The following is a 13,533-nucleotide window of genomic DNA, read 5'->3' as shown; positions in this document are numbered from 1 at the left end:
CTTTTCTAGTTTTTCCTGAGCAACTTCTGTGGCTGGTGACACCGGCATTGGTTTTTGTGTGGGCATCCTTATGGTTATTGTCGCCGTTTTACAACCAAATGTTCGCTCGCGAGATTGCTAGACCGCCGAAGGTCCCGCGCTTCTGCTAGCTGGTAGTTTCACTTACCGGGAACTTGATGCGGCGCAAAAGGATGCTGAATCAAGTACTTCTGTGCCGAAAAAGCGTTGTCGCCATCTTCGATTTTCCGTTGGCTGCAGCCATCGGATTGCATGATCCACGAGTTCGTGTTGTCCTGCAAATAGATGCTGAGCAGATTGTCATGCAGCATCCGAGTGAGAACTTCGGACCGAACTGGCACCAAGACCTCAATTCGGCGATCAAGGTTGCGGCGCATCAGGTCGCTACTACCAATGAGCGCTTCAGGAGTGCCTCCGTTGCCGAAATAGTAAACCCGCGAGTGTTCGAGGAACCTGCCGACTACGGACTTGACCCGGATGTTCTCGCTCATGCCATGAATGCCTGGCCGCACGCAGCTGATGCCGCGTACCAAGAGATCCACCTGAACGCCAACGTTAGAAGCATCGTACAGACTCTCGATGACCTCGGGATCGACCAAAGAATTCAGTTTGATAATGATCCTGCCGTTGCCATATTGGCGGTGACAGTCGATTTCGCGCTCAATTCGCTGGATGACTTTATCGCGCAGATTGTCTGGCGCAACAAGCAACTGCCTGTACTCCATCGGATTCGAAAGTCCGGTGAGGTAGTTGAACAGTTCCTGGACGTCCCGCGTGATATCCGGGTCCGAAGTGAACAAGCCAACGTCGGTATACAGCCGCGCGGTGTCTGGGTTGTAGTTTCCGGTCCCGATGTGGACGTAGGATTTCAGCTTGCCACCCTCTCGGCGCACGACCGAGCAGAGCTTGCAATGGACCTTCATATTTGGGAATCCGTAGCTCACGTGAACGCCAGCGCGCTCAAGGGCTCTGGCCCAAACCAGGTTATTGCTCTCGTCAAACCGAGCCTTGAGCTCCACCATCACCGCGACCTGCTTGCCACGTTCTGCGGCCTCAAGCAGTGCTTCGACGATCGGAGATTTTGCACCCGCACGGTACAAGGTTTGCTTGATCCCGATCACATCTGGGTCTTGCGCCGCGCTTCGTACAAAATTCTCCACTGGCGAGAAGCTATCAAAAGGGTGATGGACCAGCACGTCTCGCTCAGCGATGATCGAAAACAGACTCTGTGGGGTGCTCAACGCTTCAGTTTTAATTGGAGAGAACTGTGGGAAGCGAAGATCGGGCAGGTCGAGCTTGGCGATCTGGCTGAGCATGTCCATGCCGATCAATCCGCGAACATCAAAAACATCGTCGGAATCCAATTCCAACAACTTCATGAGCGTGTTCCGCACTGATGTCGGTGTTCCTTCTTCAATCTCCAACAACACCGGTGCGCCAAATCGTCGCTCGCGAATAGATTCTTCGATAGCGTTGACGAGGTCCGCTGCTTCCAGGTCCTTGATTTCGACGTCAGCATCGCGAATGACACGGAAAAGATTCGCACTCTGGATATTGGTGCCCGGATACAGAGAGTCGAGATTGTGCTTTACGAGGTCTTCAAGAAGAACGTATTCAAGTGAACCCGGCGAAACTTCGATCACCCTCGGGATGACAGAAGGGATTTTGACCCGGCCGATGTAGATTCCTTTCGATTTGCCTTTGAGCGTGACGGCCAGATTGAGCGATCGATTGGAAATGAACGGCACGTTCGGCGCGGGATGCAAGATCAGCGGTGTGCAAAGCGGGAAGACTTCTTCGCGGAAGTACTGCCGCAACTCCATCTGCTTTTCAATTGGGAGATCGGCGATATTTCGAATTCGGACGCCCTTTTCTTCGAGAGCCGGTCGCAGGACGTCTGACCATTGATTCGCTGCTCGTTGCCGCAGCGCCCTGGCGACTTCGGCGATCATTGTCAGCTGTTCAGAAGGTGTCAACCCATCCGGAGTCAAGTCCTGAATGCCGCCTTCGTGCTGTTCGATCAACCCCGAAACACGAACCATGTAAAACTCGTCTAGGTTGGACTCAAAGATGGCGAGAAACTTGAGGCGTTCAAAAAGCGGCACACGCGGATTTTCTGCCTCTTCAAGCACACGCTGATTAAACTGCAGCCAACTGTATTCACGATTGACATACCTGTTCGAAAGCTCGCTTACGGGCCGATTGAGTGGACGCTTTTTGATTCTCATTTTAAAACGGGTTCGCTGGCTTGTTCTAGGACGGCACCTTCTCTCACGCCGAATTCGCTCACGGTGAACCGGTCTTGATAGTAGTGCCGCAACATCTCTTGAAAGATGATGGAACCACACAAAAGAGTTCCAGCTCGTTTGCCTTTGACGTGGAATCTGCGGCAGATTTGTTTTTCTGTTAACTCCGCCACCGATCGAACGAGGTAATCCACTTCAAATAATCGGAGAATCGGTGCACCATCTGGATGCAACGCCCGCAAAAGTCCCCTCGCCACCCCGCCACTTGCGACCACGCCTTCTAACCGCTCCGGCTTCGGGCATCGCTCAAACAGGCTGCGGCAATAATGCCGAACCTGGGAGATAACTTCGGGATTGCTCGGCTGTTCCAGATTAAACTTAGCTTTGAGGCGGCCTGTGCCGATGCTGAGCGAATGTTCATCTAGGATCTTGCCATCTTCGCAGAGCGCAACTTGAACGCTGCCTCCACCGACTTCGATCATCAGGTGCGGACCGTCAAAATGGGTGTCCAGCGAGGTGCCCAGAAGAGAAAGTTCTGCTTCGCGGATCGCGGAAATGACTTCAACATTCACCCCAGATTCGGTGCGAATCCTCTTCAGAACTTCCTCGTGGTTCTGCGCTATGCGCATCGCCTCTGTCGCGAAAACTTGGAGTTTTGGCGCGCCCAATTCGGTCGCGGCTTTTCGATACACCTTGAGCGAGTCGATGAGAGATTGCTCGACCTTGGGAGGGATGATCTTTTCGCGACTGACGACTTCGCCGAGAGAGAGCCAATTGCTTTCACTCATCAATTGGCGAATGCCGGTTGGGGTGATCTCGGCCACCAAGAGGTGAACGGTGTTTGATCCAATATCCGCAGCGGCGTACCGGCGAGCCATCTGTTTTCAGTATGGCGCACTGGTGGCAGGTTCGGTTGGTGACTAACCCGCGCTGGAGAAGAACCAGACGCACCAGATGAATATGTATGCGCCGCTACCTGCGAGGCAGGCTCGTCGGATAAAAGCCAGGTGAGTCTTTGAGTTTCGCACCATCGTCAACCAGGCGAGCACGAGTGTCATGCCCTTTACCAAGGCGAACAGCCACTCGCTGGTTTCGATCAATGGGCGCATGATCGGATTGAGCTCGACGATCTGACCTCTAGCGTGCAGGACCGCTGTCGCAACCAAATCTATAAACCCGATTGCTAAGAGCAGAATCAGGGCCTTAGTTGGAAACAAGGAGCGCATGTCGAACTTCATGTCGATCACTGTACGCAACTCCCGTGCCATCGGCAAGGTCACTCTCCACAATTCTCACGATTCCATCCGCAATTTCCCGTATTTTTGACGAAGATTCGGTGGCGTGATTGATGATAATGGACACGATTCTGCGCTCGCCATTCTTGGTTAGAACGTATCCACTCAGTCCCACAACCATGTCAAGCGTGCCGGTCTTGCCTCGGAAGCTACTGCCTTGAAGACGTGATTTGAGGGTCCCTTTGCCAGGTGCGGCAAGACCGTTTTCAAACGCTGGGAACCACAGTTGCTGCGTGGCCCATCGCAAACTCTGAGCGATCGCACGGGTGGTGACCAAGTTATGTCTGCTGAGCCCGCTTCCATCGTCCGGGCGGATGTCTTTAGCATTCACGCCGACGGTTTGAGTCAAAAACTTAATGAGGCCCTGTTGGGCGGCAGGATAGGGATCAGCTGGGTTCTTGATCAGCCCTTTGCTACTTGCCGCCATCAACAACATGTGCTCAGCGTATTGGTTGTCGCTCGGTGCAAGACAATCTCCAAGCTGCTTGGCGAGAATATCGCCCGTGATACGAAAAGTTGGAATTGATCGCGGCACGCCTACTCCGGCTGTTACCGAGCGACCAAAGAACTTTCCTGCCACGATGTCCGGATTTCGTAGCGCAAGCGTATCGAGCGAGGCACGGTTCGACCCGAGCTCACCCTTCACGCGCACTGTGCCAGAAGCGAGATCGTAGTCGACTTGAGCAGCCGATGCGCTGGGTGTAAAGATCACATTGATGCCGTACTGTGGGGGCAAGGGCACGATTTTGCCCTTCTCCGATTCCAGCGCGAAAGCGCCCTGGTCAACAGTAAATGCCTTCACGGGAGCGGCGTATCGGTTGATGAGATCATCAAACTCCCAGCCCGGCGGGACTCCTGGAGAATACGCCTGAACGAGCTTGACCGGCAAATTTCGATTGGGTAATTGCTTAGAAGCCTCAACCAACTTGGCGAGCGTCATGCTCGGGTCCCCCGGAGAGTAAATCGTGATCAGATCGGGCCACACCCAAACCTGAGTTTCAGGGGCATAAGCTGTCCCCAGGCTATCCGCCGCATAAAGGCAGGAGAGAATCTTTTGGTTGCTTGCCGGCATCACCCGCTTGTCTGAATTCTGTTCGAACAAAACTTCGCCGCTGGGAGCCATCACAGTCACGCTAGCAAGTGCGCCATCCAAGGCAGGATCGTCTAAGGCAAGTTCGATTCGTTCAGAGAGAGTTGCGGTCGAAGCCGCGGAAAGGAGTGCAAGGCAAGTCGTTAGCATTACGGTTCGTCGGGAAAAATCGGGTCGGCGACGTGGTCGATTTGTTCGGTCTCAATGTCCTTTATGAGCGCCGTACAATATTTCTGAAGGATGGGTTCTTTGTCGGAAGCAGACGACTTACGCAATGCGCGCAATACGTCGGGCCTTCGAGAAGGAAGCCATTCGCAAAGGTGGAAACTTGCGTGCATTGCGGACCGCCTTCCAATCCGGCTCGGGCAATCCACACACTCCAAAATCACGTTCGCAGCCGCTTCGGTGCAGACATGCCCGCCGAGAACCACACCTGCCTTATACACGGTGCGGGCGTAGTCGTCTTCCGCCGTCCAGAGAAGTTGTTTGATCGCCTCGAGAGCTTGAGCTTGTCCCTCTTCAGTAGGGAAGTAGGATGGCAAGTCCTCGAACAGATCTAATACGAGCCACTGTGCTGTCCTGCGGTGTTTGTGCCTTGTTTCGTTGAGGATGGTGATGAGCGCTGGACCAACGTTAGCGAGGTTGCCGCGCGTTTCGATCTCAATCTGGGCGTCGTGTGCCACCGAGCGATCCGAACAGAAGAATAGCTTCAGCAAGGAGAGATTATCGAGATCACGGAATGAACCCGTGAAGGGCGTTCCAGATTCAATCGATTCACCAATCAATTTGCGGCGGGCGAGCAGCGGCTTGACAGTCTGGATCAAAGCCTTGATCATGCCTTCTTCGGTGTCCGATTTTGCTTCAGCGCGAAGTGCATCGCAACGTCCGAATATCCCGAATCCAGTCCGAGCGACGCTGACCGAATACGTTTCCCCATCGACCACCATTTCTGCCCGGCCATGCCATTCGCTGTTTGGCACAAGATAATCAAAGCTCACCTGGTGGGGTGGCCAATGAAACGGACGATAGTGATCGGGCTTGACCGGCTGGTGACTGGTCTGCCGGGCACCAAGAGCATCTAGCCAAGTTCCAAGCGATTCCGCAAGCGATTGTGCTTGATCCATGTCGATTTGCAAATTAGGCATAACGCTCCTCTTAAATACGTTTGAAAACGGCCAAACGAAAACACAGTTTAGAACAAAAAAAGTCCCTGCAAGCAGAACTGCCTGCAGGGACGATGTCGATTGCCGCGAGACTTATTGTTCGACGGCGATTCGGCTCGAGAACCTTGCAATCTTTCGTCGCAAGTCTCGGTAGTGCGAAGAGGTCGTCGAATCGATTCTGCCAGAAGCAATCGCAGCCGACAACTTAGAATCGAGTCGGTCGATCTGATCGTTGGCGCACCGTGCGATTTCGGAAGAGATGCCCTTTGTGCCAGCTTGAATCGTCAACGCGTAGATCATCGACGCTTGCAATTCTCGGCGGATCGAATTCACGTTCATGCCCTTGCCAAGCTCGCCGAACACTGCCGACGAAAGCAATCCATAGTGCTCGTCGATGGTATATGCGTTCTTATTGCCAGGTTGCTTGAATTGATTTTCGAGCACTCCTTCGATGGTGTCCACCGAAAGAAGTTGGAACATGAGGTTCGCTTGAGTGCCGACGAGCAGACCACGAATCGGAGCCGTGAACTGGTTACCGTCGCCGGTGTTGTAGTCAAGCGAGAGATTGTTGAGGATGCTGTCTGGAATATCTATTGAATCCAGCGAGAGGCCTTCCTTCGTGATCAACATCATCGCAGCGCGAGCTTCAGATGCTGGAACCGGGGAGAGGGTTGGCTTTTCGTCAACATCGCCTCGGAAGTTTCGATTGCCAACCACGCCGCTCACAAATGGAGCCAAGCTGGAAAGGCCACTGATCTGATTCAGCATCGATCCCAGAACCAACGAGTTTCGATCTGCGTAGGATTCGCCATTTCGAGGCATGTTTGCCACAGCCCATCGGCGGACCTTGCGCGAGGATTGAATGTCCTTCGCCATGTAGTTGATTGGATCCTTTGCAAGATCAAATCGCTTCACAAATGGGTCCAGTCCGTCGGCGTCTTCATCGGTCATGAATCCGCAGCCAGGTCGGCCACCGTTCCGAGCAATCTGCGAGAGCGCAAATCGCTCGGCGTCTGGCGAGTTGCCCGCCTTGTCGGAATAGCCATATTGGATCGCGAACACGTCGTATGGGCCAACTCCGTGGTTGTGCATCGACTCTTCATTGCCGTTGAGGATCGCCACAACGTTGGTTGGGGTGTAGTCCATCACCGAAGCAGCGACTTGGTTTGCCTTAACAGCAGCAGGATCTCCAAGCTGAGCCGTGGTCAAGTTGGTCGAAGCAACGAAGTTGTGTCGCAAGCCCATGCAGTGACCTACTTCATGGCAAATCACGTCGGCGATGTAATCGTCAATGAACTGATCAGGCGACATCTTGATGCCGTTTGCCAATGCCATTCGGTATTTCATCGCTGCATCACGCACAGCGTAGTTGGCTTGGTCGCAAACAATCGTGCTCCAGCCGAGCTTCTGCATTTCCTTCAGCTTGGTGTTGCCCACCTTAGCGAAGTTGTTGTTTTCGACTTCGTATGGCTGAGGCAGATTTGCAAAGGACTTCGTGAGGCCTTGTCGTGCGTAATCTGTTCGAGCCTTCACCATCGCAGTGGTAGGAATCACCGATCGAAGGAACTCTTGATTGACGTAATGCAAGAAGTTGGCGTCCAGGTTGACGCTTGCATTGTGAATTTCACCCGTGAACGGGTCGGTTCGGAACAATGCGATTGCGTAGGCCGAATTCTGGGTCATCGTAAGTCGGATGACGTTGCGCCTTGCATCGGCGTGATCGTAGTCCTTGTCCTTTGGATCAGCTTCGACGACTTGAACAGCGTTCTTGTATCCGAGGGCGTCAAATGCCTTGTTCCACCGCATCACACCTTCGCGGAATGCTGGTCGGAATTTGGCAGGAATCGAAGGGTCGAGGGTCCAGACAATCGGCTTGACTGGTTCGCTTACCGCAGCCTTTGGATCCTTCTTCTCTAGGTTCCATCGGTTGATGTAGCGTTGGGTTCGGTCGCGTCGGTAGAACCTGTCCACAGACCAGAAATCTTGGGTGAAGTAACCAACGCGAGGATCAGCGACTCGTGGCATGTAGGTGCTGTTCTCGTCACGGAACCACATGCTCCAAGTCACCTTGAGTGGCATGCTTCGTGGGTCTTCAGCTTGGTTCACGAACTGCATGCCAAGAAGTGCGGCCAGCGGGTTATCTCCCATGCTAGGGCGGCCGTTGTAAGTCAGGTTCATGCGGATGGTGGTGATGTCTCCGCCTTGAATGACCTTGTCGACGCCACTCTTGTCTCGATCAAGCGAGTATTGTCCGCCACCGAGGATCGTGATCATCATCGGCAGTTGTTGCAAATCGCCGGTCATGAACGACGAGATGTTGATTAAGTACTTCTTAGTTTCTGGGTTATAGCCTTCGATTCGGAAGTCATCCAGAATTGCCTTAGGGAAGCTTCGCTCGGATGCGAGCCCAAGTGGATCGCTCGAATCCCATCGGTACGAAAGATTTGGGCGGACCAGCCAGACGGTTGAATCATCGGCCTTATCGAACCGGAAGACATCTACTGCATTGCCGCCGATTGGAGAACCAGCTTGGACTGGGTCTTCGCTAAATCCGTGGTGGAAGGAACCTTGAAGGCAGAAAATCTTGCCTAGCTTGTCCTCTCCGATTTCCGCCAGAACATCCTTCTTTCGGAGATAGATCGTGAAGGCGCCATCAAACTTTTGCAGATCCTTGATGGTCTTTTCGTAATCCACTGCGCGTTGGTCACGCTTTGGTGGCTCGGCTTGTGTTGCCTTTACAGCTGTAGCAGTTTCAGATTGCGCAATTGTGGGGCTGATGAGTCCAATGCTGGACACTCCAACCATCGCCAATGAAATAAACAGGGTTTTGTTGAGTCGCATATGCTTTTTCCCTAGCAGACAAAAATTACGGACGGTCGGTATGCCCCGAGTTCCTCCTAATTTGGTGCTAGTTTATCGGAAGTCGTCCAGGAATATTGTTCAGGCACAAAAATTCCAGCCGGAGATTCTATCTTCGGCGGGAATATGGGAGTCATTAGGAGTTACTTTTTACTTGTGGGCGGAATTCAAGCGATCCGTTCTCTAGCTCGAGAAGCACGTGATCTCCATCCTTGACCTCGCCACTGATCAGCTTCTGCGATAGCGGATTGAGAATCTCACGCTCAATCGCGCGGCGAATCGGACGCGCGCCAAACACAGGATCGAATCCGACGCTTGCTAAATGCGAGAGCGCGGAGTCGCTCAAATCCAATCCGATCTTTCGCTCGGCAAGCCTGGATTTCAGGCTTTGCAGCTGGATCAACACAATGTCCTTTATTTCCTTTGGTCCGAGTGGTTGGAACACTACCAGTTCGTCTAATCGGTTCAAGAACTCCGGTCGGAAGAAGTGTCGGACTTCATCCAAGACTTCTCGGCGAATGTCCTCGAACTTCTGGCGGTCTAACACCATATCGCCGTAATGTTGCGAGCCCAAATTACTCGTGATGATGATCACCGTGTTCTTGAAGTTCACCGTTCGGCCTTGACCGTCCGTCAACCGTCCATCGTCGAGAACCTGGAGTAGCACATTGAACACTTCGGGATGAGCCTTTTCGATCTCGTCGAGAAGCACGACGCAATAAGGTCGACGCCGCACGACTTCAGTGAGCTGGCCGCCTTCTTCATAACCGACATATCCAGGAGGCGCACCGATCAACCGGCTCACGGAATGACGCTCGCCATATTCGCTCATATCGATCCGTACCATCGCCTTTTCATCGTTGAATAGATTCGAAGCCAGCGCCTTTGCGGTCTCTGTTTTGCCCACGCCAGTTGGCCCAAGGAACAAGAAGCTGCCGATAGGGCGGTTCGGGTCCGATATCCCAGAGCGCGATCGCCGCACAGCGTCCGACACTGCGCGAAGTGCCTCGCCTTGGCCTACAACGCGTTTGCCTAGCTCTTCTTCTAGAACCAGCAATTTGCCCATTTCGCCTTGGAGCAACTTGCTGACCGGAATTCCGGTCCACTTGCTGATCACCTCAGCGATCTCATCGGCCTCAACCTCTTCCTTAAGCATCTTGCCATCGGCTTGAAGCTCATGAAGTTCGGTTTGTGCAGCATCAAAGCGCTGTTGCAACTTAGGTATCACGCCATATTGCAATTCGCTGGCCCGGCTCAAATCAACTTCACGTTGAGCCCGCTCGAGCTCCGACTTTGCATTTTCCAGCTCAGACTTGATCTCGTTGAGCTTATCGATGCGTTCTTTTTCCGATTTCCATTTGGCGGATTCGCGGCTTAGCTGCTCCCTAAGATCGGCGAGCTTGGATTCGATATTGACCAAGCGATCCTTGCTTGCTTCGTCGGTCTCCTTCTTCAGAGCTTGCTGTTCGATCTCCAACTGGATGACTTGCCGTTGGATCTCGTCGATTTCGGTCGGGACGCTCTCGATTTCGATCTTCAACTTGCTCGCCGCTTCGTCGATCAGGTCGATTGCTTTGTCTGGCAAGAAACGATCGGTGATGTAGCGATTACTCAAAGTCGCAGCGGCCACTAGTGCCGAATCAGTCACTCGAACTCGGTGGTGAATCTCGTACCGCTCCTTTAATCCTCGCAGAATCGAGATTGTCTCTTCCACCGTCGGTTCGTCCACCAGAACGGTTTGGAATCGCCTTTCAAGCGCAGCATCCTTTTCGATGTATTGCCGATATTCGTTTAGCGTCGTCGCGCCCACGCACCGGAGTTCGCCCCGAGCCAGCATTGGCTTGAGCATGTTCGCCGCGTCCAGCGCTCCGCTGGTCTTGCCTGCACCGACGAGCGTGTGCAATTCATCGATGAAGAGGATGATCTCGCCCTCGTGCTTTTTGATCTCGTCAAGTACGGCCTTGAGCCGCTCCTCGAACTCTCCGTGGTACTTTGCGCCAGCAACCATCGCGCCGAGATCGAGGCTAATGACGCGCTTGCCTTGCAGACTGGTCGGGACTTCGTTATTGACGACCCGTTGGGCCAGCCCTTCAACAACCGCCGTCTTTCCAACTCCTGGCTCGCCGATCAGAACGGGATTGTTCTTCGTCCGGCGACTGAGAACTTGGATGACGCGCCGAATCTCTTCGTCGCGACCGATGACTGGGTCTAGCTTGCCCTGCCGAGCCTTTGCAGTGACGTCCACCCCGTACTTTTCAAGCGCCTGATAACGTGATTCAGCATTTGGGTCGGTTGCACGCTGACCTCCACGCACTGATTCCAGAGCCTTGAGGAGTGCTTGGTCGGTGACCCCGAGCCGCCTCAGCAAGGTGCCGCTAAAGCCAGGCTCCTTGGCAATGGCGATGAGCAAATGTTCTGTCGAAACGATCTCATCGTGCAGTTGGTCGGCAAGGTTGAACGAGTCGTTGAAGACTTGTTGGAGACGTCCAGTCATGCTCGTCCCATAGGTTGCGGCGGAGCCAGAAATCTTGGACCGAGAGTTAAGGTCAGATTGAAGTTCAGTAGAAATCGCGCCCGAATCTGTCCCCAGAAGCTGAAGCATCGGCAACGTGATGCCGCCATCCTGGTTCAGAAGCGCGAGTAACACATGCTCGGTATCAATGGCCAGGTGTTCCATCTGCACCGCCATCGCTTGAGCGTCCCTGAACGCATCCTGAGTTTTGATTGTCATCTTGTCAAATCGCATATTGAGCCTCCTACACTAAAGAAATGTGATTCTATTAGCAATATACAAATCTTTCGCTCGATTCGTTCCAAAAATCACCCGCAATTTTATTAACGTCTAGAATCAGAGAGAAGGATAGTGTTATGTGGGGATCTTTGGTTTCGGCAGTGGTGTTGGCGCAGTTCGCTCCTGGTTCTGGGGTCAAGTTGGCCAGCCCTCCGGTGAATTGGATCGAGGGCGGGGAAGTGGTTCGGTCAGGAATCAAGCTTTCTGTGGACGTCAGCGCTAAGTCCATTCGTCCGGGTCAAAGGCTGTGGGTCAGGTTGAAATTGCAGAACGTTTCGCAAAAGTCCCTTCCGATGCCAGTGTTTGCATCCGACGGAGCGTTGTCCAGCAATGCGACGCTCAGCCTATTCAGGAAGTCAAATCCTGTGTGGTTCTACGGTCACCGGACGATTCCGGACAACCAGACAATCGTAAACCAAACGGTCGAGCAAAATCGATTCTATGTCCTGGAGAAGGGGCAATCAAAGACGCTGTTGGTGGATTCCATTGACGGCATGCTGATCTTGAAGCCAGGCACGAGCATATACGAAATCTCCGCCAGAAGTACCGCGACAAAGCGTGCGTTGCCATCTGGGAGCTATCAACTTAATTGCCGATACGAATTCACTGGCAGGTCGCCTTCCGAAGAATATCGGCCTGGCCAGACCATATGGAAAGGAATGGCGAAAGACATGAATGCAAAGGCTCCAAAAGGGCAGTGGAAAGTCGTGATTCCGATCACCGTTCGATGATCACTTGCCGATGCAAAACGCGCTGAATATCCTTTCAAGGATGTCTTGGCTCGCGGTCTCGCCTGTGATCATTCCGAGTTCGTAGAGTGCGCCTCGAAGGCCAACCGATGCCAAGTCGAATGGCATTTCAGAGAGCAATGTTTGGTGAGCGCTTGCCAGGTTTTCCAGCGCCATCAGGTAGTGCTCTTGGTGCCGAGGATGGAAGATCATCTCTTCGGTCGCCATGGTCAGCAACGGATTCAAAGTTGCAACCAATTCTTCGAGCCCCTGAAGAGTGACTGTCGAAATCGCTATGTCGTGTTCGAAATCGGGCGTGGCGAGATCTGTCTTGGTCGCGACGGTGACGACCGGGGCGTCGAAAGAGTCAGATTCAGTCTCATCACTGTCGGACCAACCGGCGGCACTGTCCACCAGGTACCACACCATCTCCGCGGAGGCAGCCGCATCGCGCGTTCGCTGGATTCCAATCTGTTCGATGACATTGTCGGAATCCCGAATCCCGGCGGTGTCGATCAACCGGACCGGAAACCCTTCGACTTCGATCCACTCTTCTAAAGTATCCCGCGTGGTCCCAGCGATATCGGTGACGATGGCACGGTCGGATTGCAGCAGCGCGTTCAGCAGGGAAGATTTGCCCGCATTTGGCTTGCCGATGATCGCGACGGTGATGCCCGTGCGCACGATTTGCGCTTTGCCAGAATTCCAGCACCTCTTCTTAAGATGCTCGATGATTGGCTCCAGCATTGCGGCGGTGGCGGGTTTATCGAGGTCGCCGATCTCCTCGCTGAAGTCCACGGCGGCCTCTACGTGTGCGAGTACTCTGGTGATCTGTGCCGAGAGTTCTGAAACATGTTGCTTGACCGCGCCAGTCCGCATCAAGTTGGAGTGCTTGAGTTGCCGTTCAGTGCGCGAGGTGATCGTCTCCGCGATCCCTTCTGCCTGGCTCAGGTCAATGACGCCATTCATCAGCGCGCGGTAGGAGAATTCTCCGGCGTTCGCCATGCGCCCTCCCGCCTTGAGGCAAGCCTCTACGGTGTGACGAACGGATGCGAGCGAACCGTGGACATGAAATTCTGCAATCGCCTCTCCAGTGAAAGAGTGGCCCTCTGCAAACAGGATGCAAATCCCATCGTCGCCGGAGGTGAACTTCCCGAAGTAGGCGTGTCGCGCGACCGGATTCTCTGGAAGACCTCCAAATACGTTTCGAGCGATGCGCCAGGATTCTGCGCCTGATGCCCGGATGATCGCTACCGGAGCTTCTTGCGAGCCAGTGATTGGGGCGACGATCGTATCTGTGAGCGGGCCGAGCATGTCGCCCTATTTTACTGAGCCATACTTGA

At 53.7% G+C, this 13,533-nt stretch carries 9 protein-coding genes; 1 reads left to right on the top strand and 8 read right to left on the bottom strand.

Annotation, left to right across the window (positions count from 1 at the left end):
* Positions 1 to 158: 158 nt before the first annotated feature.
* The 7 genes from ppk1 to clpB form a co-directional block, all read right to left on the bottom strand.
* Positions 159 to 2,246 (bottom strand): polyphosphate kinase 1, encoded by a 2,088-nt coding sequence (gene ppk1 / locus J0L72_09565; protein ID MBN8691016.1) that lies wholly within the window; start codon positions 2,244 to 2,246, stop codon positions 159 to 161.
* Entirely contained in the window at positions 2,243 to 3,142 is a 900-nt protein-coding gene (locus J0L72_09560) for a hypothetical protein (GenBank protein ID MBN8691015.1), read from the bottom strand. Before J0L72_09560 ends, ppk1 begins: the two co-directional genes overlap by 4 nt.
* Positions 3,143 to 3,184: 42 nt before the next feature.
* Positions 3,185 to 3,490, bottom strand: coding sequence for a hypothetical protein (locus tag J0L72_09555; GenBank protein MBN8691014.1), 306 nt, complete (start codon positions 3,488 to 3,490; stop codon positions 3,185 to 3,187).
* A complete protein-coding gene (gene dacB / locus J0L72_09550; protein MBN8691013.1) occupies positions 3,468 to 4,799 on the bottom strand; it encodes a D-alanyl-D-alanine carboxypeptidase/D-alanyl-D-alanine-endopeptidase in 1,332 nt (443 codons plus the stop codon). Before dacB ends, J0L72_09555 begins: the two co-directional genes overlap by 23 nt.
* Positions 4,799 to 5,794 carry a hypothetical protein gene (locus J0L72_09545; GenBank protein MBN8691012.1) on the bottom strand — a complete coding sequence of 332 codons (996 nt, stop codon included), beginning with the start codon at positions 5,792 to 5,794 and terminating at the stop codon, positions 4,799 to 4,801. The genes dacB and J0L72_09545 overlap by 1 nt, the downstream gene beginning before the upstream one ends.
* A gap of 111 nt (positions 5,795 to 5,905) precedes the next feature.
* On the bottom strand, positions 5,906 to 8,653 hold the full coding sequence (locus J0L72_09540; protein ID MBN8691011.1) for a zinc-dependent metalloprotease: 2,748 nt from the start codon (positions 8,651 to 8,653) through the stop codon (positions 5,906 to 5,908).
* Positions 8,654 to 8,807: 154 nt separating this feature from the next.
* Positions 8,808 to 11,417 carry an ATP-dependent chaperone ClpB gene (gene clpB, locus J0L72_09535; protein MBN8691010.1) on the bottom strand — a complete coding sequence of 870 codons (2,610 nt, stop codon included), beginning with the start codon at positions 11,415 to 11,417 and terminating at the stop codon, positions 8,808 to 8,810.
* A gap of 122 nt (positions 11,418 to 11,539) precedes the next feature.
* Between clpB and J0L72_09530 the strand changes: the two genes are divergently transcribed.
* Complete coding sequence (locus J0L72_09530; protein MBN8691009.1) at positions 11,540 to 12,193, top strand: hypothetical protein; 654 nt, start codon at positions 11,540 to 11,542, stop codon at positions 12,191 to 12,193.
* On the opposite strand, the gene mnmE is transcribed toward J0L72_09530, so the two are convergent.
* Positions 12,194 to 13,504 carry a tRNA uridine-5-carboxymethylaminomethyl(34) synthesis GTPase MnmE gene (gene mnmE / locus J0L72_09525; protein ID MBN8691008.1) on the bottom strand — a complete coding sequence of 437 codons (1,311 nt, stop codon included), beginning with the start codon at positions 13,502 to 13,504 and terminating at the stop codon, positions 12,194 to 12,196.
* Between the last annotated feature and the right edge of the window lie 29 nt (positions 13,505 to 13,533).

Source organism: Armatimonadota bacterium, from assembly GCA_017303935.1.
Classification (GTDB): domain Bacteria; phylum Armatimonadota; class Fimbriimonadia; order Fimbriimonadales; family Fimbriimonadaceae; genus JAFLBD01.
The sequence above is the reverse complement of the archived record's forward strand: the minus strand, read 5'-3'. Positions and strand labels throughout refer to the sequence as shown.

Bases quoted from the DNA above. Each gene is read 5' to 3' on its own strand.
- J0L72_09530 (MBN8691009.1), top strand. From the start codon at position 11,540: ATGTGGGGATCTTTGGTTTCGGCAGTGGTGTTGGCGCAGTTCGCTCCT.
- J0L72_09560 (MBN8691015.1), bottom strand. From the start codon at position 3,142: ATGGCTCGCCGGTACGCCGCTGCGGATATTGGATCAAACACCGTTCAC.
- J0L72_09555 (MBN8691014.1), bottom strand. From the start codon at position 3,490: ATGCGCTCCTTGTTTCCAACTAAGGCCCTGATTCTGCTCTTAGCAATC.
- J0L72_09540 (MBN8691011.1), bottom strand. From the start codon at position 8,653: ATGCGACTCAACAAAACCCTGTTTATTTCATTGGCGATGGTTGGAGTG.
- J0L72_09545 (MBN8691012.1), bottom strand. From the start codon at position 5,794: ATGCCTAATTTGCAAATCGACATGGATCAAGCACAATCGCTTGCGGAA.
- mnmE (MBN8691008.1), bottom strand. From the start codon at position 13,504: ATGCTCGGCCCGCTCACAGATACGATCGTCGCCCCAATCACTGGCTCG.
- clpB (MBN8691010.1), bottom strand. From the start codon at position 11,417: ATGCGATTTGACAAGATGACAATCAAAACTCAGGATGCGTTCAGGGAC.
- dacB (MBN8691013.1), bottom strand. From the start codon at position 4,799: ATGCTAACGACTTGCCTTGCACTCCTTTCCGCGGCTTCGACCGCAACT.
- ppk1 (MBN8691016.1), bottom strand. From the start codon at position 2,246: ATGAGAATCAAAAAGCGTCCACTCAATCGGCCCGTAAGCGAGCTTTCG.